The organism is Streptomyces sp. BV286, from assembly GCF_019090165.1.
GTDB lineage: Bacteria > Actinomycetota > Actinomycetes > Streptomycetales > Streptomycetaceae > Streptomyces.
Map to the genome: position 1 here is coordinate 1 of NZ_JAHRIB010000133.1, position 19,029 is coordinate 19,029.

At 67.8% G+C, this 19,029-nt stretch carries 16 protein-coding genes and 2 pseudogenes; 11 read left to right on the forward strand and 7 right to left on the reverse strand.

Translation table 11 applies throughout. The features are described 5' to 3' along the window. Positions 1–214: 214 nt before the first annotated feature. Positions 215–1,327: an ABC transporter substrate-binding protein gene (locus tag KUF83_RS18470; protein WP_217455825.1), complete on the reverse strand. Its 1,113-nt coding sequence runs from the start codon at positions 1,325–1,327 to the stop codon at positions 215–217. A gap of 131 nt (positions 1,328–1,458) precedes the next feature. Next, complete coding sequence (locus tag KUF83_RS18475; protein WP_217455826.1) at positions 1,459–1,809, reverse strand: hypothetical protein; 351 nt, start codon at positions 1,807–1,809, stop codon at positions 1,459–1,461. A 164-nt stretch (positions 1,810–1,973) separates the two neighbouring features. Between KUF83_RS18475 and KUF83_RS18480 the strand changes: the two genes are divergently transcribed. The 3 genes from KUF83_RS18480 to KUF83_RS18490 all read left to right on the forward strand — a co-directional run bounded on the left by KUF83_RS18480 (position 1,974) and on the right by KUF83_RS18490 (position 3,470). After that, positions 1,974–2,423 carry a spore-associated protein gene (locus tag KUF83_RS18480; protein ID WP_217455827.1) on the forward strand — a complete coding sequence of 150 codons (450 nt, stop codon included), beginning with the start codon at positions 1,974–1,976 and terminating at the stop codon, positions 2,421–2,423. A 237-nt stretch (positions 2,424–2,660) separates the two neighbouring features. Beyond that, complete coding sequence (locus KUF83_RS18485) at positions 2,661–2,942, forward strand: DUF664 domain-containing protein (RefSeq protein WP_374106099.1); 282 nt, start codon at positions 2,661–2,663, stop codon at positions 2,940–2,942. A 213-nt stretch (positions 2,943–3,155) separates the two neighbouring features. Next, positions 3,156–3,470 carry a hypothetical protein gene (locus KUF83_RS18490; RefSeq protein ID WP_217455828.1) on the forward strand — a complete coding sequence of 105 codons (315 nt, stop codon included), beginning with the start codon at positions 3,156–3,158 and terminating at the stop codon, positions 3,468–3,470. Positions 3,471–3,715: 245 nt separating this feature from the next. Here the strand turns inward: KUF83_RS18490 and KUF83_RS18495 are convergent, their stop codons facing one another. Beyond that, positions 3,716–4,405, reverse strand: coding sequence for a polysaccharide lyase family 7 protein (locus KUF83_RS18495; protein WP_217455829.1), 690 nt, complete (start codon positions 4,403–4,405; stop codon positions 3,716–3,718). Positions 4,406–4,785: 380 nt separating this feature from the next. Here KUF83_RS18495 and KUF83_RS18500 point away from each other — a divergent pair. Both KUF83_RS18500 and KUF83_RS18505 read left to right on the forward strand, forming a co-directional pair. After that, positions 4,786–7,048 (forward strand): annotated as a pseudogene (locus tag KUF83_RS18500) (Tat pathway signal sequence domain protein). A 365-nt stretch (positions 7,049–7,413) separates the two neighbouring features. After that, complete coding sequence (locus KUF83_RS18505; protein ID WP_217455830.1) at positions 7,414–8,688, forward strand: alginate lyase family protein; 1,275 nt, start codon at positions 7,414–7,416, stop codon at positions 8,686–8,688. Between the two features lie 115 nt (positions 8,689–8,803). Here the strand turns inward: KUF83_RS18505 and KUF83_RS18510 are convergent, their stop codons facing one another. After that, entirely contained in the window at positions 8,804–9,607 is an 804-nt protein-coding gene (locus tag KUF83_RS18510; protein WP_217455831.1) for a phosphotransferase family protein, read from the reverse strand. Between the two features lie 81 nt (positions 9,608–9,688). Continuing rightward, on the reverse strand, positions 9,689–11,149 hold the full coding sequence (locus KUF83_RS18515; protein WP_217455832.1) for a PLP-dependent aminotransferase family protein: 1,461 nt from the start codon (positions 11,147–11,149) through the stop codon (positions 9,689–9,691). Positions 11,150–11,195: 46 nt separating this feature from the next. On the opposite strand from KUF83_RS18515, the gene KUF83_RS18520 reads away from it, so the two are divergent. Continuing rightward, the gene (locus tag KUF83_RS18520) at positions 11,196–12,134 is read left to right on the forward strand and encodes an aldo/keto reductase (RefSeq protein WP_217455833.1); all 939 of its coding nucleotides are present in this window, start codon (positions 11,196–11,198) and stop codon (positions 12,132–12,134) included. A 658-nt stretch (positions 12,135–12,792) separates the two neighbouring features. On the opposite strand, the gene KUF83_RS18525 is transcribed toward KUF83_RS18520, so the two are convergent. Beyond that, entirely contained in the window at positions 12,793–13,230 is a 438-nt protein-coding gene (locus tag KUF83_RS18525) for an Lrp/AsnC family transcriptional regulator (protein ID WP_030049525.1), read from the reverse strand. Between the two features lie 169 nt (positions 13,231–13,399). Here KUF83_RS18525 and KUF83_RS18530 point away from each other — a divergent pair, with 169 nt between their 5' ends. From KUF83_RS18530 to KUF83_RS18545, 5 genes and pseudogenes are all read left to right on the forward strand, one after another. Then, positions 13,400–14,674 (forward strand): ArgE/DapE family deacylase, encoded by a 1,275-nt coding sequence (locus KUF83_RS18530; RefSeq protein ID WP_254644050.1) that lies wholly within the window; start codon positions 13,400–13,402, stop codon positions 14,672–14,674. Positions 14,675–14,727: 53 nt separating this feature from the next. Continuing rightward, positions 14,728–15,072: a tetratricopeptide repeat protein gene (locus tag KUF83_RS18535; RefSeq protein ID WP_217455834.1), complete on the forward strand. Its 345-nt coding sequence runs from the start codon at positions 14,728–14,730 to the stop codon at positions 15,070–15,072. 256 nt (positions 15,073–15,328) lie between these two features. Continuing rightward, positions 15,329–16,768 (forward strand): glycoside hydrolase family 43 protein, encoded by a 1,440-nt coding sequence (locus KUF83_RS18540; protein ID WP_217455835.1) that lies wholly within the window; start codon positions 15,329–15,331, stop codon positions 16,766–16,768. A gap of 263 nt (positions 16,769–17,031) precedes the next feature. Next, positions 17,032–17,241 (forward strand): annotated as a pseudogene (locus tag KUF83_RS42805) (Rieske 2Fe-2S domain-containing protein); the annotation flags it as partial. 69 nt (positions 17,242–17,310) lie between these two features. After that, a complete protein-coding gene (locus KUF83_RS18545; RefSeq protein ID WP_308403052.1) occupies positions 17,311–18,090 on the forward strand; it encodes a hypothetical protein in 780 nt (259 codons plus the stop codon). A 51-nt stretch (positions 18,091–18,141) separates the two neighbouring features. Here the strand turns inward: KUF83_RS18545 and KUF83_RS18550 are convergent, their stop codons facing one another. Next, the gene (locus tag KUF83_RS18550; RefSeq protein WP_217455837.1) at positions 18,142–18,969 is read right to left on the reverse strand and encodes an SAM-dependent methyltransferase; all 828 of its coding nucleotides are present in this window, start codon (positions 18,967–18,969) and stop codon (positions 18,142–18,144) included. Positions 18,970–19,029: the final 60 nt, after the last annotated feature.

Genomic DNA, 19,029 nt, shown 5'->3' on the forward strand with positions numbered 1-19,029 from the left:
TCTACCGGGTCATCACCGGAAACCGCCGCCGCAGCCACGCCTGACCCCACACCACCCCATCGGCTCCGCCCCACCCCAGGGCGGAGCCGATTCGCGTACCGCGAGCCATCAGCCCTCCCCGGACCCGCGTCCCGGCAGAGAGCCTCGGCTTCGGACAGATCCGGTTCAGGCGATCCGGTCGGACAGATCCGTTCGGTCGGATCTCCGTGCTGTCTCAGCCGGTGTGAAGGATTCGAAAGCGATCGGGCCGTACCGGATCACGATCAACGACCTGGACCGGCGCCGAGGCCCACTGCCAGACGTTGATGCCCGGCACGCGGGAGAACTGGATCCGGCCGCGGGTCCCCTCGACTGCGACGCGCGGCCAGGATTCGGCGGTGCGCGCCCGGTCCCCGCCGTGAGAACGCAGCACGTCAGCGAGAACGACAACCGTGTCATAGCCCTCGTAGGCGACGAAGGAGGGCGCGTCGGTCAGCCGCTCACGCAGAGCCGTCTCGACTCGTGCACCGAGAGGGCTGAGGCGCTCGGGCAAGTAGCGCAGGAACGGGATCGCGGCGCAGTCGTCGCCCAGCAACTCCGCCCATGTGGCGAACTCCGGTTGCCCCGCCGGCGCACCGATCAGAAGCTCGGCGAGGCGCTGGTCCCGGCGGACGGACCTGACGATGTCCACGGCCGGATCGGGGTGGCCCACCAGAAGGAGGAGGGCTGTCGCCCGATGGTCGACGAGTTCGTCGCACACGGCCGCAGGGGTGAGCTCGCTCATGTCGAGCTCGATGACGGTGCCGCCGCGTGGAATGAGGTGCTCCCGTAGTACGCGGGTCCCGGAAGCCCAGTACACACTCGGCTGGGTAGCTACGGCGATGCGGTTGTGGCCCGAGCCGAGGAGGAAGTCCGCGTAGATCTGCCACCCGTGGGACTGCGGCGGCGCGAGCCGCGCGACCCATTCCGTCGGCTGTTCGGTGAGAGCGTCGAGAACCGCGGACGAGCAGAGGAACGGCAGGCCGAGGGCGTCGGCCCTGCCGGCAGCGGCGCGAGCTACGACGCTGTGGTACTCCCCTGCCAAGGCGGCGACTCCCAGGCGGGCCAGTTCGTCCACCGCCTCAGTGGCCTTCCGCGGATCAGCCGCGGTGTCTCGTACCAGCAGTTCGAGTGGCCTTCCGGCGATGCCGCCGGTGTCGTTCACTTCGCCGACGGCCAGCTCGAGTCCGGCGAGCAGATGTCGGCCTGCCTGGACCCAGCCAGGCCGGGTGAGCGGGACGAGAGCGCCGATCCGGACCGCTGATCCGTCAGTCCGCTGCGTTTCAGGGGCCACTGGTGGCGTGTTCATGCGTGGGTGTCTCCCGTGTCGCGATCTGTCGGTCTCTCCTCCATCGGCCGGTTTCGCTCCGGCCGCGTGATGCCGTTCCCGCGTTCCCGCAGCCGTCGCAGGTGACACAGGATGCGATCGGACAGCGGAACTCAGAGCCAGCGCTGTGCGGCCTCGACGCTGTCCCCGCCACTGGTGTTGAACGCGATGGCGGCCTGGGGCGCATGGCGGCGGATCAGGTTCACGATCTGCTCGAAGAGCAGGAACAGTTGCTCGGCCTTGCGGATCCCGCCGCCGACGACCACGACATCCCATGGCCGTTCGGTCAGCGACGCAACCAGGGTCGGCTCAGCCGTTTCGTCGAACACGACCAGCGTCATGGCCGCGTCGATGCCGTGCTCACCGAACCGGGCCAGCTCCGCATCGAGGGCTCCGCGATGGGCCGCGCTGTCCACGCCGGGTATCGAGTGCGGGTCGTAACCGACCACAAGTGCAGAGGGCATACGGGCAACCTACCGCGCGGCCTCCGCGCAGCGGCGTTCAAATCCCCCTGCACGGACGGACGTTCAGGACTTCGCATCTTCTGCGGACGGTGCACAACCCTTCCGATGGTTCGCGTGTCACACCAAGCAGGAGCAACCAACTCCAAAGATCACAAGGGGGAAAAATGAGATCCAACCGTTCCGTTCTGACCGCCGCCGCCTTCGCCGCTCTGGCGATGGGCGCGACCACGGCCCTCGCGTCGCCCGCGTCAGCCGCACCCAACACCACCCCGCAGAAGGTCTGCGGAAGTGCCTACAAGACCGTGAACTCGGCTCCCATCGGCTCGCTCGGCACCGTCTACCTGACGTACAACTCCTCCAACGGCAAGAACTGTGTCGCGACCATCCGCAAGAACCCGGGCGCGGCCGTGGACATGTCCACCTGGATCTACATCCCGGACACGGGGGACTCCGCTGAGGACTACGGGCACTACACCTCGTACGCAGGTCCGGCCTACGTGTACGGCAAGGCTCTCTGCGTCAACTGGGGTGGCCACATCAACAACATCTACACCCAGGTGTCCGGCTCCAACTGCGCCGCCCTGAAGGAGAACCGGGTCACCTTCACCCGCTGAGCATCTCCTCCTGACCAGCGCACTCCCGCGCTGTGCTCACCCCTCGCCGGGCGCACGGGGCCGGCTGTCGTCGGCAGACCGTCCGCGGGTCCCGGTGACCGTACGGGAGTGCCACCGGTCCGGCTCGCCCTGGCAGACTCACTGAGTTCTGCCAGGGCGAGAGCGCGTGAGAGACCCCACTGCAGGGGAGCGTGAGAGTGCGGCAACTCCCCCGGGGACGAGCACGTCATCCATGGTCTGACGAGCGGCGACGAGGCCTGGAGGGTGGCACCGGAAGTGCCTGCCGTCGATGTACTCGACGGATACCGGCAGGAGACTCAGCTTGCCGACGCCGTCATCCGCAGCACCCCTGCCGGTGCCGGACTGGCCTGGTGGCCGCACGACCTGTTCGGCGAACCTCATCTGCACACCCTGCGCGACGTCCTGCTGCACGTCATCACCGAGACCGCCTGCCATGCCGGTCACCTCGACGCGGCACGAGAACTCATCGACGGACACCGCTGGCTGGTCCTGACCTGACGCTGCGAACCAGCCTCAGGTCGAGGCCGGCAACAGATGCGGCCGTCCCGCGGTCGCCGGGGCCCCACGGACACCTGCAGATCACTCGGCGGCCGCAAGCCACCCATCCAGCGCCGCGTGTACCTCGTTCGGGGGGTCCGTCCGGAGAGGACGGCTGCGACGCCCGGGGTGTCCTGTAGTTGTGGCCTCATGATCCGTACGAATGCTCACGCCATGCGTCCTTTTGCCCGGAAGGGGCGGGCTGCGGCCGCGCTCATCGCGGCTGCCGCGCTCGCCTCGCTCCTCACCGCGTCCACCGACGCCCACGCGTCGCAGGCCCAGGTCATGGGTACCGCACCGTCCTGCGTCAAACGAGACGTCATCAAGCACGAGAAGTACGTGAAGGTCACCAACACGTGCGACGAGGCGATGCACTTGAAGGTCGTCATCGACTGGGGCAACGACTCCCCCTGCCTGACCTACCAAAGGGGAGAATCGTGGGAGTGGAACTGGGGCCGCGGCTCCTACGGCAAGGTCGTCACCTGCTGACCCCGGCCGCCCGCATCGACCCTGCCGACCGGGCATGCGCGCGACGGGGCAACGGGGCCTGGCGCAGCACCCCTTGGCAGCCTTCCGGAAATTCCCTCCGGTGACGGAAGCGGCGGAGTGGACGGGCGACGGCCGGCGGGATGTGAGGAGAATTCGGTCGTGATCCCGCCTTCCGCCATGACCGGCCGAGCGATCGAACCGACCATCAGGCCGGGGCCGGGGCCGGCCGTCAGCGCGCAGTGCGCTCATCTCCTCCAGTAACGGATGTTGCGGAAACGGGCCTCGGCTCGGCCGGAACCATGGTTGTACACGCCGTTCTTGAAGTAGCGGGTGGCGGGACCCCGGTCGTCGACCGTCAGGACGAGGGAGTCGTCGAAGTAGACCCTGACGGTCCCGGTCCCGCTGCTCGCCTGGTGAGCGATCTTCACGTTGAACCAGGTGTCGTACGCACCCGTCTTGAGCACCGTGCCGTCATAGCGCCGCACGGTGCCACCGTTTGCTTTGTAGGCGTTGAGCATGATGTCGGTGGCGGGGGTGCCCGAAGGGTGAATGCCACGCAGGATCTGGACGAAGGACGCGTGGTCCGTGCCCGACGGAAGGTAGACGTCGGCGTCCCACATGCGGTTGCCCGTCGTGTAGTCGACCTTCCACCGCATCTCGGTACGCGGGTCGGTGGAGTTGCCCTCCTCGAACGGCTCGTCGGTGGCGTACACCCACATGCGGTGGACGCCGCCGCTGTAGCTGTGACGGTCGCTGAGGTCGAGGTTCCAGGGCTTCTGCCAGCTGTACGTGAAGGAGGTCTGCGTCCAGCCGTCGGTGGGATCGGCGGCCGGCGCAGTGGCCGCCGCGGAGGCTGACGGAGCCTGCGACAGGGCGAGCGCGGAGCTACCGCCCAGCAGGCCGGCCCCGGCTCGTAAAAGAGCTCTTCTGTTCATCCTGTGGTCCTTTCCGGTGCGGGAGTGGAGCTCGTTCGTGTCGGCCGCCATCTGGGGCCCGGCACCGGCGAAGCGCTGATCCGTCGGCGGTGCCGTAGGCCGGATACGGGTGCGCCCGCGGCGGTCAGGTGTCAGTCACCCGCCGCGCCTGGAGTGCCTGGAGGTGCCGAGCGCGAGTGCAGAGAACCTCAATACATCGGAGGAGTCAAGTGCTTCTGCAGAGCTGTCAATGCAAGGCAAGACGACCAGTCACGCCCGAACATTGGGCGAACAGGGCCCAATAAGACATCAGCCATGCCGTTGACAGGTACACGGAACGTCTTTAGGTTGCCGCGATACACCCGATGTATCCAACAACCCGTCAGGCCTGGAGGACGGCAATGACTTCACAGCAGGAGAAGCACTCGCCGCTGCCCCGCAGAGCCGTACTCGGCACCGCGTTGGGCGGAGCGGCAGCAGCCTTACCAGGGACCGCGTATGCCGACCAGTCGACACAGGATGCGCCGTCAACCAGCACCGCGACGGTGACCGGAGGCGGCAGACGCTCACGCCCCTGGAAGCTCCGCAACACCATGACCACCGACGGTGCCTGGGAACGGTTCCTGCGCGGCCAGGACCTCCTGTGGACCAGGTTGCCCACTCTCTGGTACGAAGCCCCGTTCCTCGGCGACGGACTGCTCGGCAGCATGATCTACAAGGAACCGGATGCCAACCAGATCCGGTTCACCGTCCAGCACGGCCATGTCCAGGACCATCGGCCCCAGTTCGGCAGCGGCTGGGGCACCTGCCGTCTTCCCGTGGGACACCTCACGCTCGAACCGGTCGGCACCATCACCGAGGTCGACTGGCGACTGAGCCTGTGGAACGCCGAACTCACCGGCACCATCACCACCACCGCGGGCACACTCACCCTCAGCGCCCTCGTCCACGACGCGGTCTTCGCCGCCCGCGCGACAGCGGACGGCGACGAACAGGCCACCTGGACGTTCCACCCCGAAGACGCCCTCAGCCCTCGGCACATCAGCGAGGCCCCGCCAGCCGGTTACACCGCGAATCCGCCCTGGACCACCCGCACCACCGACGACGGCACCGAGCAGGTGCTCCAGCCCCTCACCGGCGGCCAGACCGCCACCGCGTACCGTCGCACCGGCGACGAACTCCTGCTCAGCGTCGGGCACAGCCATCCCTCCGACACGGCCGCCGAGACCGCCTCGCTGCGCAGCCTCAAGCGCGCGACGTCATACCGCGCGCTCAGACGAAGGCACACCCGCTGGTGGCACGACTTCTACCGGAAGAGCTTCGTCTCCTTCCCCGACCAACGGCTGCAAAGCTTCCACTGGATCCAGCTCTACAAGGTCGCCTCCGCCAGCCGCGCGGGCGGCCCTGTCATGGCAACCTGCGGGCCATGGCTGGAGCGCACCCCCTGGCCCGCGCGCCACCACGCTGCGGCAGAACCAGGAACAGCTCATCGCCAACGTACCGGCCGCCTACCGCGCGGACAGCTCCGGTGTCGGCCGCAGCTCCGACATGTTCGCCAACCGCGGTGTCGGCAGGCCGGGTACCGGCCCCGAGGCCGGCAACCTCACCTGGGCCCTGCACAACGTGTGGTTGTCCTACCGGCACTCGATGGACGAGGCACTCCTGCGCGACACGCTCTTCCCGGTTCTGCGCCGGGCGATCAACTACTACCTGCACTTCCTCACCCCCGGCAGCGACGGCAGACTCCACCTTCCGAGCACGCTTTCGCCCGAATACCCAGTCGTGCCGCCGCAGGACACCAACTACGACCTGGCCCTGATCCGCTGGGGCTGCCAGACGCTCATCGACTCCGCCGCACGGCTCGGCATCGAAGACCAACTCATCCCACGCTGGCAGGAAGTACTGGCCAAACTGGCGCCGTATCCGGTTGACGACAACGGCTTCATGATCGGCGCCGACACCCCGTACGCACAGTCCCACCGGCACTACTCGCATCTGCTGATGGTGTACCCGCTGTACCTCGTCAACTGGGAGCAGCATGAACATCGCGAGCTGATCGCGAAGTCGGTGGCCCGCTGGCAGGCGCTGCCAAGTGCCCACCGGGGATACAGCTATACCGGGGCGGCTTCCATGTACGCGATGACCGGCGACGGCGACACCGCGATCACGTACCTGCGGAAACTCTTCGACCCCACCACCCGGTATCCATGCCGCCCCAACACGCACTACACGGAAGCCGGGCCCGTCATCGAGACCCCGCTGTCCGCCTCGCAGTCCCTGCACGACATGTTCTGTCAGAGCTGGGGCGGCGTGATCCGCGTCTTCCCAGCCGTGCCGTCGGCCTGGGCCGACCTCACCCTGCACGACTTCCGCACCCAGGGCGCCTTCCTGGTGAGCGCCGTGCGAAAGGCGGGGACGACCCGGTTCATCCGGATCAGGAGCCTGGCGGGCGAGCCGCTCGCACTCCGTCACGGACTCAGCGGACCCCTCACGGTGCTGCTGGACGACGGCACCCCTGCCCGCACCCGCGACCGGGGTGACGGCACCCTCGAGATCGACCTGCCTCGGGGCCGTGAGGTACTCGTCCACTCCGGCTCGCGCCCCGACCTCGGCATCGCACCCGTCGCGATCAGCGAGCCGGGCGGGGCCTGGGGCCTGCCGTAACGGCCGACCGTTCGCGCCCCCTCCCTCCGAGCCCGGGCCCACCACCACGGTGGCCCGGGCCTCGCCATCTTCAGCTCCCACAGCGACGCTGCAGCACCTCTTCTGCGCCCGGGACCGCGAGCCTCTTGTCAGTGCCCACGGGACGCTCGCCGTCGAGTTTGGCCATGCACGCCTCTTCCCGCTCCAGGATGGACGTGGCATGCTCACGGCCGACGCATTCATGAACCCTGTTCATCTACATGAATTCCAGTGTAGGAGCGAGTGCCGATGAGCCAAGCACTCCGCTAGTGGCAGCGACGGGCGGCTATCCCTGCCCGTCGCAAGGATCTCAACTCCGTGATTCACGTACATGATTGGAGTGCCCGATGAGTACTCGCTCGCGCCTGGGTGTCCTCCTGGCGGCCTTGGCCGTGATCACCGCCGCAGCAGTACCCCATGCCTCGGCGGAGGTGACGTACCCCGTGCCCGACGCTCCGCACACCACCGTCCTCGAAGGCAACCGTCTGCAGCAGGCGAAGCAGCGCCTCGACCGCGGCGACCCACAACTGCGCCGGGCCGCAAAGGTGTTGACCGCCCGCGCCGACCGATGGTTGAGCCAGGGCCCCTGGACGGTCGTCGACAAACCCAGGCCGGCACCGAGCGGCGACGTCCACGACTACCTGAGTCAAGCCCCGTACTGGTGGCCATCACAACCGCCGACGTCCGGCAATCCGTGGGGTTGCCCGTACGTCCAACGTGACGGACAGCGCAACCCCGAGGTCGACTCCGGTACCGATCGCCGGGACGTCGAGAAGGTCTTCGATTCCACGTACGACCTCTCCCTCGCCTGGTACTACACCGGCGACGAGCGGTACGCCGGAAAGGCCGGACAGATACTGCGCACCTGGTTCCTCGACCCCGCCACGAGGATGAACCCGCACCTGAACCACGCACAGTTCATCCCCTGCAAGTACGACGGCCGCGCCATCGGCATCATCGACTTCTCCCAGTCGTACACCGCCGTCCTCGACGCGCTCGCCATCCTGAACTCCGGCGCCCCCGGCTGGACCAGGACGGACCGCACCCGCATGGCGAAGTGGAACAAGGACTTTCTCAGCTGGCTCAGGTACAGCGACTTCGGCAAGCAGGAGGCCGCCGCCACCAACAACCACGGCACCTTCCACGACATGCACGTCGCAGCTCTCGCCTACGCGACCGGCGACAGGCATCTCACCCGCCGGACAGTCCTCGACGCACGGAGCCTTCGCATCGCCCCGCAGATCGCCGCCGACGGCAGCCAGCCCCAGGAGCTGACCCGGACACGCAGTTGGCACTACTCGACCTTCGACCTGGTCGCCTACACACGCCTGGCAGCCATCGGCAAGCACGTCGGCGTGAACCTGTGGAAGTACCGGGGCCCCGACGGACAGAGCCTGTTCAAAGCGGTGAACTACCTTCTGCCCGCGGCGACGGCGGCCGCCGCCTGGCCGCATCCGGAGCTGGAGTTCCACCGGTACGCGGCCACCGACGTGGTGCATGCGGCCGCCGACGCAGGTGACAGGCAGGCGCAGAAGGCCGTGCCCTCCCTGGAGGAGCCCCCGGGCGGAGATCTGTGGCTCTTGCGCCCGGCAGCGGAGCAACTGGACTCCATCACGGGCTGAGGCTGACCATCGACCGCTCGCATGGCATGCCAACTGTTCGCCCTGACCTGTGTCCTGGACGGCGTGGACGGCAGGACGGCAGGACGGCTGGAGAGCGCACGTCATCGCGAGGAGATCATGCCGTCATGCGCCGGATGTCGTCGGTGATGCCCTCCAGCGGAGGCGTGTTGCCGATGGAGGCGTACCAGTCCCACAGCTCCAGAGCGTGGTAGAGGCGGTACAGGTCGACCCGCTCGCTCCAGTCGGCGGGCAGCTTGCCGTATCCGTCGCAGAGCGCCCCGCGTTTGTCCTGGTCGTCGTGGACGGAGTAGTAGTCGGTCTTGGCAAAGTCCATCAGGGGATCCGCAGCGATCGCGTTCTCCACGTCGATGAAGCCGCTGACCTGCCATCCGCCGCCGTCCTCGGCTACCAGGACGTTGCCCTCGTGGAAGTCGTTGTGACACAGCACGGCGTGCCGGCACGCGCCGAGCAGCTCGGTCTGCCGAGCGACCTTCGCTTCGATGCCCGTCGTGAGCGCCGCATCGCGCCCGTGATCGGCGTACTCCCTGAGCTTGTTGTGGAACTGCCGTGTCATATAAGCGGTGTTCGTCGGCTCGGGATCCAGGACCTGCGTGGTGAGGTATCCGTAGCTGTCCTGCGGGATCTGGTGGACCGCAGCCATGCAGCCCCCGATCTGACGGTAGATCTCCCGCAGCGATGCCCTGTCCAGGGCGTGGCTCACAGCGGACAACGGCCGGCCCCTGAGCATCGTCATCACCGTGTAGCAGCGCTCGAGCGCGTTGTCGGTGTCCCCACGGTGCAACACGGCGGGCACCGGCCCGACAGCGTGCTGCTGAAGCAGTTGGTAGACGTAGATCTCCTTCTCCTGTTTCCACCGCCATTGATCGTCATAGATCTTGATGACGACCGGCTCGGTCACCCCGCCGAATCGGACCTCGAAGATCGTGCTCAGCTCCCCACCAGTACGCAGGACGGTCTCCGTGAGTGGATAGGTGAAGCGTCAGAGACCGTCATCACCCGACTGTGCTGTACCAGGCGGCCCCGAGGTCGACGGTGAACTCAGTGCTTCACGCAGGAGCGCGACGGCTGGGGCGATGTCCGTGTCGCTGATGTTGCCGTACCCGAGTACGAGCGCGCGCTCGGCCGACCGGTGCACCCGGTAGTCGTCGAGGTCCGTCAGGCGCAGTCCGGTGGCGGCCGCGGCCCGGACCGTCCCGCGGGTGTCGGTGTCGTCCGGTAGGTGCAGCAGGACGTGGAGCCCGGCGGCGGTGCCGGCGACCCGGCCTTGCGGTACCTGGGCGGCGAGCGTGCGGATCAGCAGGTCGCGCCGTGAGCGGAACCGGCGCCGTGCCGCCCGCAGATGGGCGTCGTACCATCCGCGTTCGATGAAGGTGGCGAGTGCGAGTTGGTCAAGCACCGGCGGCGCGGCGGCGACCGGGTTCGCGCTCCGGAGTGCCTGGGCCATCGCGGTGGGCGCGACCAGCCAGCCCAGGCCGAGGGCCGGTGACAGCGTCTTGCTGACCGAGCCAAGGAGGAAGACCCGGCTCGGCTCCATGCCCTGTATGACGGCGACCGGATGACGGTCGTAGCGGAACTCGGCGTCGTAGTCGTCTTCGATGACGAAGCCGTCCGTCTCGCGCGCCCAGCGCACCAGGCGGGCCCGGCGCCGCGGCGACAGAACCGTGCCGGTGGGAAACTGGTGGGCCGCGCCGACGACGACCACCCTGGCCGACGTACGTACGAGGTCCTCGACCCGGAGGCCGTCGCCGTCCACAGGCACCGGATGCACACGCAGTCCCGTACTGGTGGCGGCGTCCCGCAGTCTCCTCCAGCCCGGGTGTTCCATTGCCAGGTCGGTGATCCCCCGGGCGTGCAGCGCGCGGCATGTGCGGACCAACCCGTCGGTGACACCGGCGCACACGGACACCGATGTGGTGTCGGCGTCCGCGCCGCGCGAGCGCCGCAGGTACTGGGCGACGGTGGTACGCAGCTCCGCGTGCCCGGCGGGGTCGGGCAGGCCGAGGTCGTAGTGGACCGCCGAGCCGGTGACCGCCCGGACGGCCTCCGCCCAGCGTCGCCGCGGAAACGCCCGCAGGTCAGGGAGACCGGGCGCGAGGTCGTACCGGATCGCTGTCTGCGCCGGAACGCGCCGCGCACGAGGCCGTGTCGGCGAGGCGTCCGGTGACCACGAGACCCGGGTGGCGGAACCCACCCGCGCGGAAAGGAACCCCTCCGCGATGAGTTGCCCGTAAGCCTCCGTCACGACCCAGCGGGAGCAGCCGAGTTCCTCGGCGAGCGCCCGGCTCGGTGGCACGGCGGCACCCTCCGTCAGCCGGCCGTCCCGGATCGTGGTGCGCAGCGCGAGCGCCAGACGATCGTGCAGGCGGAGGGCGCCACCGTGCTCCGAAGGACCGATGTCCAGCAGCGTCGCCCACGCGAGATTGGTCTGGGAAATGGCCACAAGATTGGAGCGTACCGCCGATCCGAATCGGCCTACCGTGAGGGACATGACTACCAACCTGGCTCTGGGCGCCATGCTGTTCGGCACGGTTCAGGACGAGCGCCGATCGTTCGAGATCCTTGATCACTTCGTGGACGCCGGGGGCGTCTGGATCGACACTGCCAACTGTTACGCGTTCTGGGCGGATCCGACTGGCTTCGGCGGCCAGAGTGAGGAGTTGCTCGGCCGCTGGCTGGCAAGCCGACCGGGCGTCCGCGACCGTGTGAGGATCAGTACCAAGGTGGGCTGTGAGCCGACCGTGGCCGGGCGGTTCCCGGAGACGGCCGAGGGCCTCTCGGCCGGAGCCGTGAAGAACGGGATCGAGGGCAGCCTGCGGCGACTCGGTACGGACCACATCGACCTGTACTGGGCTCACAAACCCGATCCGGTCACGCCGCTGGAGGAGACGGTTGCGGCGTTCGACGAGCTCGTCTCCGCGGGTACGGTCGGCCGCCTCGGCTGCTCCAACTACCCCGTCTGGCAGGTCGAGCGGGCCCGGCAGATCGCGCGGGCCCATGGCGGTACCGGCTTCACCGCGGTGCAGCAGCACCACACCTACCTGCAGCCGCGGCCCGCGACCCGGCCCACCGTGGTGCACCGGTTCGGTGCGGTCACCGACGAGGTGGTCCACTATCTCGAGCACCATCCGGACATGGCGCTGTGGGCGTACACCCCGCTGCTGAGCGGCCGTTACACCCGTACGGACAGGCGGCTGCCGGCCGAGTACGACCATCCGGGCACCGCCCGCCGTCTCGCGGTGCTCGACGAGGTCGCCGCCGAGACCGGCACGGACCGCAACAGGGTGGTGCTGGCATGGCTGACCGGAGGCCCGGCCGTCACGCCGATCGTCGGCGTCAGCACGGTCGAGCAGGTGGACGAGGCCATCGCTGGAGTGTCCCTCGAGTTGACCGTCGAGCAACGCGAACGTCTGGACTCCGCCCTCTGAATCCAGCACATGACGCCTGGTCAGCCGCGATGGCGAGCGCTGCTCCCTGACTTCCTGGGGAGGCGCTCGTCGACGTCGCCACTGTCGGAGTACCACGGCGGTGTCCTCGCCGCGGCCGGGCGCGAGCGGGGCTGCGGATCACGGACCACGCCCAGGCACTCGCGTGGTTCACCGCTGAGCACCCGGTTCTCCTCGCGGCCCTGCGCCAGACCGCCCGACGCAGGGCTGCACACCCATACCTGGCAGCCGGCCCGGACCCTGACCACCTAGGGACTTCCTCGGGGTGTTGTCGGGGGCGGCGACAGGTGGTGATCCCTGCGGTAGGCCGGTGGTATGCGGTACGCGCAGGGTGGCGGGCTGACCGCCGAGAGGCGACGGCTTCGTCGTGTCTGGTCGCTGTTACGGCGCGGACTGCTAGCCAACACCGCCTTCGCCTACGACGAGCACCTCGAATGCACCCGCCGCCGGGGCTTACGTCATATCCAGCTCCGGCCCGGCCTCATCGACGCCTGCCTGGCCTGCACCAGACTGACCCTCACCCAGCTGCCGAGAACAACCCGAGGAAGTCAGTAGCCACCGAGGCGACCACCGGTCTGCTGCGTCGGCCCGAGGTCGGCGGACGCCAGCCTCGGCACTCGCAGTGGTCCCACGGTGTCGATCACACGCGAGGCCGGTTCAACAGCCGGGAGAGCACGATGGCGCTCTCGGTCCGTTCCACAGGAGCGGTGGCGCGCACGCGTTGGATGGCCTGTTCCAGGTGGGGGATGTCTCTGGCGAGCATGTGGACGACTGCGTCGGCGGCGCCCGAGACGGTACAGGCTTCGACAACCTCGGGGATGGCCTCCAGGGCTTGGCGCAGTTCGGCGGGGGTGGGATTGCCTGTGCAGTAGACCTCGACGAAAGCCTCGGTGTGCCAGGCCAACGCCTGAGGATCGACGAGAGCGGTGAAACCGCGGATTGCTCCGGTAGCCACGAGGCGGTCGAGACGCCGCTTGGCGGCGGGCGCGGACAGCCCGGACGCTTTGCCGATCTGGGCGTATGTGGCCCGCGCGTCGTGCAGCACGTACCGGATGATCGCTTGATCGATGGCGTCCATGACCTCACTCCAGACGTCAGAACCTGCGGACCAACGCAAGAAATGACCACAGGCCCGCTGACATTGCAAGAAAGTGATAGTAAACAGCAGCAAATGGCGATTGCTTGCGTTGTCCGTCGAACATAGTCTCCGGCTTGTCCTGATGTCACGTGCTGGGAGCAGTGTTGAGATGACAGCAAGCCTGAGCGGTGTGGAAGCCTCGGCCCTGGCCGCGGTGGACGAGGCAGCCATCGCCCGGTTGCTGCTGGAACTTCTCGCTGTTCCGAGCGTGACGGGGAGCGCCGCGGAGTCCGAGGTTCAGCACGTCCTTGCCCGGCATCTGAAGCGGATGGACCTCGATGTCGATCTGTGGTCCATGAACCTGCCCGAGCTACGTGACCATCCCCGTTTTCCCGGCAGCGAGGCCCCGCGCACCGAGGCGTGGGGCCTGGTGGGCGGCACGGTGCCCCAGGGCGACGGGCCGACCCTGATCCTCCAGGGGCACGTCGACGTCGTCCCTTCCGGAGACCTGGCGCGTTGGGAGGGTGACCCCTTCCGCCCTCGGGTTACCGGGGACGTGGTGCACGCAAGAGGAGCGTGCGACATGAAGGCGGGGGTGGTGGCGATACTCGCCGCCCTAGCCGCGATACGGGAGGCGGGCGCAAGGTTGCGCGGCCAGGTGTCCGCGCATTTCGTAGTCAGCGAAGAGGACGGCGGACTCGGGGCGTTCGGCACCCTCCAACGCGGCCACACCGGCGACGCCTGCATCATCACCGAACCGACCAGCGGCGCGGTCATGACTGCGAACGCCGGCGCCCTGACCTTTCGCATCCAAGTGCCCGGCCGGGCCACCCACGGCAGCACCAGATACGTGGGAGTGAGCGCCATCGACGCATACCTGCCCATCCACCGCGCGCTCGCCCATCTGGAAGCCCGCCGCAACGTCGGCGCCGACCCGCTCATGTCCGAGTACCCCATCCCCTACCCGCTGTCCGTCGGTACCGTTCATTCCGGCGACTGGGCCAGCAGCGTGCCCGACCTGCTGGTGGCCGAGGGAAGACTGGGCGTCCGGCTGGGCGAGGATCCGGCCCAGGCACGCACCGAACTGGAGGCGTGCGTGGCCGAAGCCTGCGCGGCCGACCCCTGGCTGCGCTCCCACCCCGCCACGGTGACGTGGCCCGGCGGGCAGTTCGCCAGCGGACGGCTGCCAGTCGGGCATCCGCTTGCGGCCCAGGTCGCCGACGCGCACGCCGACGTCACCGGCGGCCCGCGACCTTCTGAGCGAGGCGCCCCCTACGGCAGCGACCTGCGGCTGTACTCCGGGGCGGGCATCCCCACACTGCAGTACGGCCCCGGCGACGTACGCCTCGCACACGGTCCACAGGAACAGGTCCGCGTGAGCGACATCGTCACCGTGACCCGGGCACTGGTGCTCGCCACACTGCGCACGGTCGGCACCAAGTAGTAGCCCCCGGCCTCACCCCCTACCGGCTGCTTGTGACCCGGTGGAAGTGACTGTTGCGGCGAGCCGGAGGCGGTCGCAGTCAAGCCCTGGACCTGCTGAAGAACACCACGGACCGCGCGATCAAGGCAGCCACCTGGGACACCTACGGCTACGCCCACCACCAGCTCGGCCGACACGACCAGGCCAGGGACTGCTACCGCCAGGCCCTGGAGCTGTACCGGGACCTCGGCGACCACTTCGGCGAAGCCGCTGTTCTCACCCACTTCGGCGACACTCATCACGCTGTCGAGAAGTCCGCCGAGTCCCGCACGTCATGGCAGCAGGCCCTGACCATTCTCGACGATCTCGACCACCCCGAAGCCGCGCAACTCCGCGCCAAGCTGGGCAACTTGGCGTGATCACCACTCGCTGAACGGCTGGGTTCCACGTCGCATCCGTCAGGACAGGCGCGATCCATCTGGAACCGTACCGGCCAGTTCCATTGACGCCCTCGGGCCTGAAATCTATCTTCTGGCCGAAGCTTCGCACATCGTTCGAAGTTTCGAACCTACTGGTGCCCTGGAGCCGGCACGCCCCTCGATACGGAGACCGCCCCCCACCCTCCGCACTCCCTGCCGCCCAGAGGCGGCACTCGCAGAACGACAGGAGACATACATGTCCGCGGTTCTCGCCCGGCTGTCGGCGATACTGGTCGCCGCCTGCCTCCTCCTCACCGGCCAGGCCGGGATCTCACCGGACCGGGCCTCGGCCGCCGACCCGGGCTACCTGATGACGCACTTCATCGGAGAGGGGGCGACGGGCCAGCAAATGTACTTCTCCTACAGCACGGACGGTCTGAACTGGAACGATCTCAACGGTGGCGGAATGACCCTCCGTTCCACCGTGGGTACGCGCGGAGTGCGTGACCCGGCACTCGTCCGCTCACCCGACGGCAGCAAGTACTGGATCATCGCGACCGACCTGTGCATCGGCTGCGGCCAGTCCTGGGGCGACGCCATCAACAACGGCAGCCGCAACCTCGTGGTGTGGGAGTCCACGGACCTGGTGACCTGGTCCAAGCCGTGGCTGCTGAACGTGGCGGGCGCGATTCCCGAAGGACGCAACGCGTGGGCGCCGGAGGCCATCTGGGACTCCGCCACCAACAGCTACGTCCTGTACTGGGCGACGAACGGGAGCCGGAACGGCATACAGAAGCACCGCATCTACTACGCCCGCACGACCGACTTCCGCACGACCACCACTCCGCAGATCTACATCGACCGTCCCGGCACGCAGGAGATCATCGACACCCAGATCGTCGAGATACCGTCGGGTGTCGGCAACTACCGTTATGTGCGGGCCTCCGGCGACGGCCAGATCACGATCGAAGGCAGCAACTCGATCCTCGGCACCTGGACCAGCCTCGGCAACCTCTCCGGAATCGGTCTCACCGGTTCACAGGTCGAGGGCCCGATGTGGCTGAAGTTCAAGAACCGTGACGAGTGGGCCCTGTACCTCGACCAGTACGCGGCAGGCAAGGGCTACATGCCGGTGCTGACGACCAGCCCGTCCACCCCGTCCGCCTCCGGCTCCTACCGGCTTCCGGCCGCCGGCACCTTCAACCTGGGCGGAACGAAGAAGCGCCACGGTTCGATCCTGAACCTGACGGCCGCCGAGGACGCCCGGATCCAGGCGCGCTGGGCCAATGTCCCGGGCAGGAGGCTGCAGTCCTTCAACTTCCAGGACCGCTACGTGCGGCACAGCAACTTCGACGTGCGCATCGACCAGAACGTCACCAACGAGGACGCGCAGTTCCGGCAGCGGCCCGGCCTGGCCGGCTCCGGCACCGTCTCCTTCGAGTCGGTGAACTTCCCCGGCCACTACCTGCGGCACGACGGAGCCGACTTCCAACTGGCCTATAACGACGGCACCACCGGCTTCGCCGGGGACGCCACCTTCCGCCAGGTCGCCGGACTCGCCGACCCGGCCTGGTCCTCGTTCCAGTCCTACAACCACCCCGACCGCTACATCCGCCACTACGCCTTCCAGTTGAAGCTCGAACCGATCACCACAGCCACAGGACGAAGCGACGCCACCTTCCGTCTGACGAGCTGACCGGAAGGGTCCTACCGGCGCCCTCTCGCCGATCCCTACCCCACGAGAGGGCGCCCGGCCGTACTCGCGCGAGCAACAAGCATGATGGGAAAGGGCCCTGGAGGGACTACCGCCTCGGGCGACGCGACGCGCCTCCTGCTCGGCAGTGATCGCCTTCGGCAGTGCGCGGCTCCCGCTGCCGCTAGCATCAGCGCATGCGTCTCCGTCGCAGTCATGACAAGTTGGCGGGCTTGCCCCGCGATCCGCGAGCCGACCGGTATCCGATGCCGACAGTTCCACACGGGTGGTACGCCGTCCTCCGCAGCAGCGAACTGCGACAGAACCGTGTGGTCAGCCTGCACTACTTCGGACGGGCGCTGATCGCCTTCCGCGGGAGCGACGGACAAGCAGCCGTGAGAGACGCACATTGCCCCCACTACGGTGCACATCTGGGCGTCGGCGGAAAGGTCGTGGACGGGACAGTCGAATGCCCCTTCCACGGATGGCGATTCGGTGCGGACGGCCGGTGCGTGAGCGCCCCGTTCTCGGTCCGGACCCCCAAAGTGTCCCTCGAAGGCTTCCCGGTCCGCGAGCACAGCGGCCTCATCTTCGTCTACACAGGCCCTGGCGCGCCCTCCTGGGAAGTACCGGAAATTCCCGAGACGCAATCCAAAAACTTCGCCCAGCCGATCGACGACACCTGCAAGGCGCGCATCCATGTCCAGGAGATGCGCGAGAACATCGTCGACGAGTCCCACTTCCACTTCATCCACGGCCAGAGCGAACCGCCCGTCCAGGACTGGAGGACGGACGGTCCCTTCGCCGAGGTCCGCGGCCGGATCAGCCGGCGCGTATTCGGCTGGGACATCGACAACACCTTCGACGCCTTCATGTACGGACCCGGTGTGATGGTGGTCCGCACCCATGGACCGGTCCTGTCGGTGACCGCCGTCGCGCTCTCCACTCCCATCGACGACCACACCAGCGAGCTGCGGATGCTCTACTACCTCCGCAAACCGGCCCGGGCGCCGTTCCTGACGCCCGTCCTCAAACTCGTCTTCCGCTCGGAAGCCCTGGACGAGGTACGCGAAGAGGTCAGGATCTGGGATCACAAGATCCACCAGCCTCGCCCGGTTCTGCTTCCGCACGAGAAGGGCATCAAGGCCCTGCGCCGCTGGTACGCCCAGTTCTACCCGTCCGGCCTTCCTCTCCCGCAGCCACGCGATGTCAGCCCGCCCGTCACCGAAGCTCAAACCACTGCCGGAGCCGATGGAAGTGATCACCGCCGGCCGACGCTGCCGATCGATGGTGACCTCACTTCGTCCCGGGCACTCCGTGGGTGAGCTGTGTCCCAGCTGACAGGTGCAGGCCGGTGTGCCGGTAACTCTCTGCCGTCAGACCTTGCGAGCGACCCCGGCGTACAGAGGTATCCGCTCCTCATGACTGTCCGGTTCGCCGAGCTCCGGGTGCCAGAGCATGGCGAGTTCCACGCCCGGGTCGACGAGTTCAAGTCCATCGAAGAACGTGGCGAATTCGGTGCGTGAGCGCACTTGGGCAGACGTACCGCCACTGCGGTATATCTGGACGATGCGCTCCCAGGTCTCGGGGTCGAAGTCCCCGGTCGCGTGGGACAGCGCCAGATAGCTACCGGGTGCGAGTGGCCTGAGCAGTTCGGTCACGATGCGGTGGGGGTCGTCCTCGTCCCCGACCAGGTGGAGGAGCGCTACCAACGACAACGCGATCGGCTGGTCGAAGTCGAGGGTCTCCCTGGCTGCTTCGATGATCTTTTCCGGCTCTCGCACGTCCGCGTGGACGTAGTTCGTACTGCCTTCCCGTGTGCTGTGGAGAAGCGCCTCGGCGTGCCGCAGCACGATCGGGTCGTTGTCCGCGTACACGACGCGTGCGTCAGGGGTGATCTTCTGGACGACCTGATGCAGGTTCGGCTGGGTGGGAATTCCCGTTCCTATGTCGAGGAACTGCCGGACACCTCGCTCGGCCAGCAGGCGTGTGGCACGGTGCATGAACCTGCGGTTGGTCCGCGCCATCTCCGACACATGAGGGAATACGGAAATGACCTTCTCGGCGGCCTCCTGGTCGACTTCGTAATTGTCCTTCCCACCGAGGAAGTAGTCGTACATGCGCGCCGAATGAGGCTTGCTGGTGTCGATACCACTCGCGCCACTGCGGGTGTCTGTCGTTTCGCCCTTGACATGATCGGTCATGGGGCCATCCTCTCCCGCGAGGTCACGCCCTGAGTGGGGTTTCGTTCAGGCTGTTCGAAC

Coding starts and splice junctions, on each gene's coding strand:
- KUF83_RS18540 (WP_217455835.1), top strand. CDS start 15,329: ATGTCCGCGGTTCTCGCCCGGCTGTCGGCGATACTGGTCGCCGCCTGC.
- KUF83_RS18525 (WP_030049525.1), bottom strand. CDS start 13,230: ATGGACGCCATCGATCAAGCGATCATCCGGTACGTGCTGCACGACGCG.
- KUF83_RS18480 (WP_217455827.1), top strand. CDS start 1,974: ATGAGATCCAACCGTTCCGTTCTGACCGCCGCCGCCTTCGCCGCTCTG.
- KUF83_RS18520 (WP_217455833.1), top strand. CDS start 11,196: ATGACTACCAACCTGGCTCTGGGCGCCATGCTGTTCGGCACGGTTCAG.
- KUF83_RS18470 (WP_217455825.1), bottom strand. CDS start 1,327: ATGAACACGCCACCAGTGGCCCCTGAAACGCAGCGGACTGACGGATCA.
- KUF83_RS18495 (WP_217455829.1), bottom strand. CDS start 4,405: ATGAACAGAAGAGCTCTTTTACGAGCCGGGGCCGGCCTGCTGGGCGGT.
- KUF83_RS18530 (WP_254644050.1), top strand. CDS start 13,400: ATGACAGCAAGCCTGAGCGGTGTGGAAGCCTCGGCCCTGGCCGCGGTG.
- KUF83_RS18490 (WP_217455828.1), top strand. CDS start 3,156: ATGCGTCCTTTTGCCCGGAAGGGGCGGGCTGCGGCCGCGCTCATCGCG.
- KUF83_RS18550 (WP_217455837.1), bottom strand. CDS start 18,969: ATGACCGATCATGTCAAGGGCGAAACGACAGACACCCGCAGTGGCGCG.
- KUF83_RS18475 (WP_217455826.1), bottom strand. CDS start 1,809: ATGCCCTCTGCACTTGTGGTCGGTTACGACCCGCACTCGATACCCGGC.
- KUF83_RS18505 (WP_217455830.1), top strand. CDS start 7,414: ATGAGTACTCGCTCGCGCCTGGGTGTCCTCCTGGCGGCCTTGGCCGTG.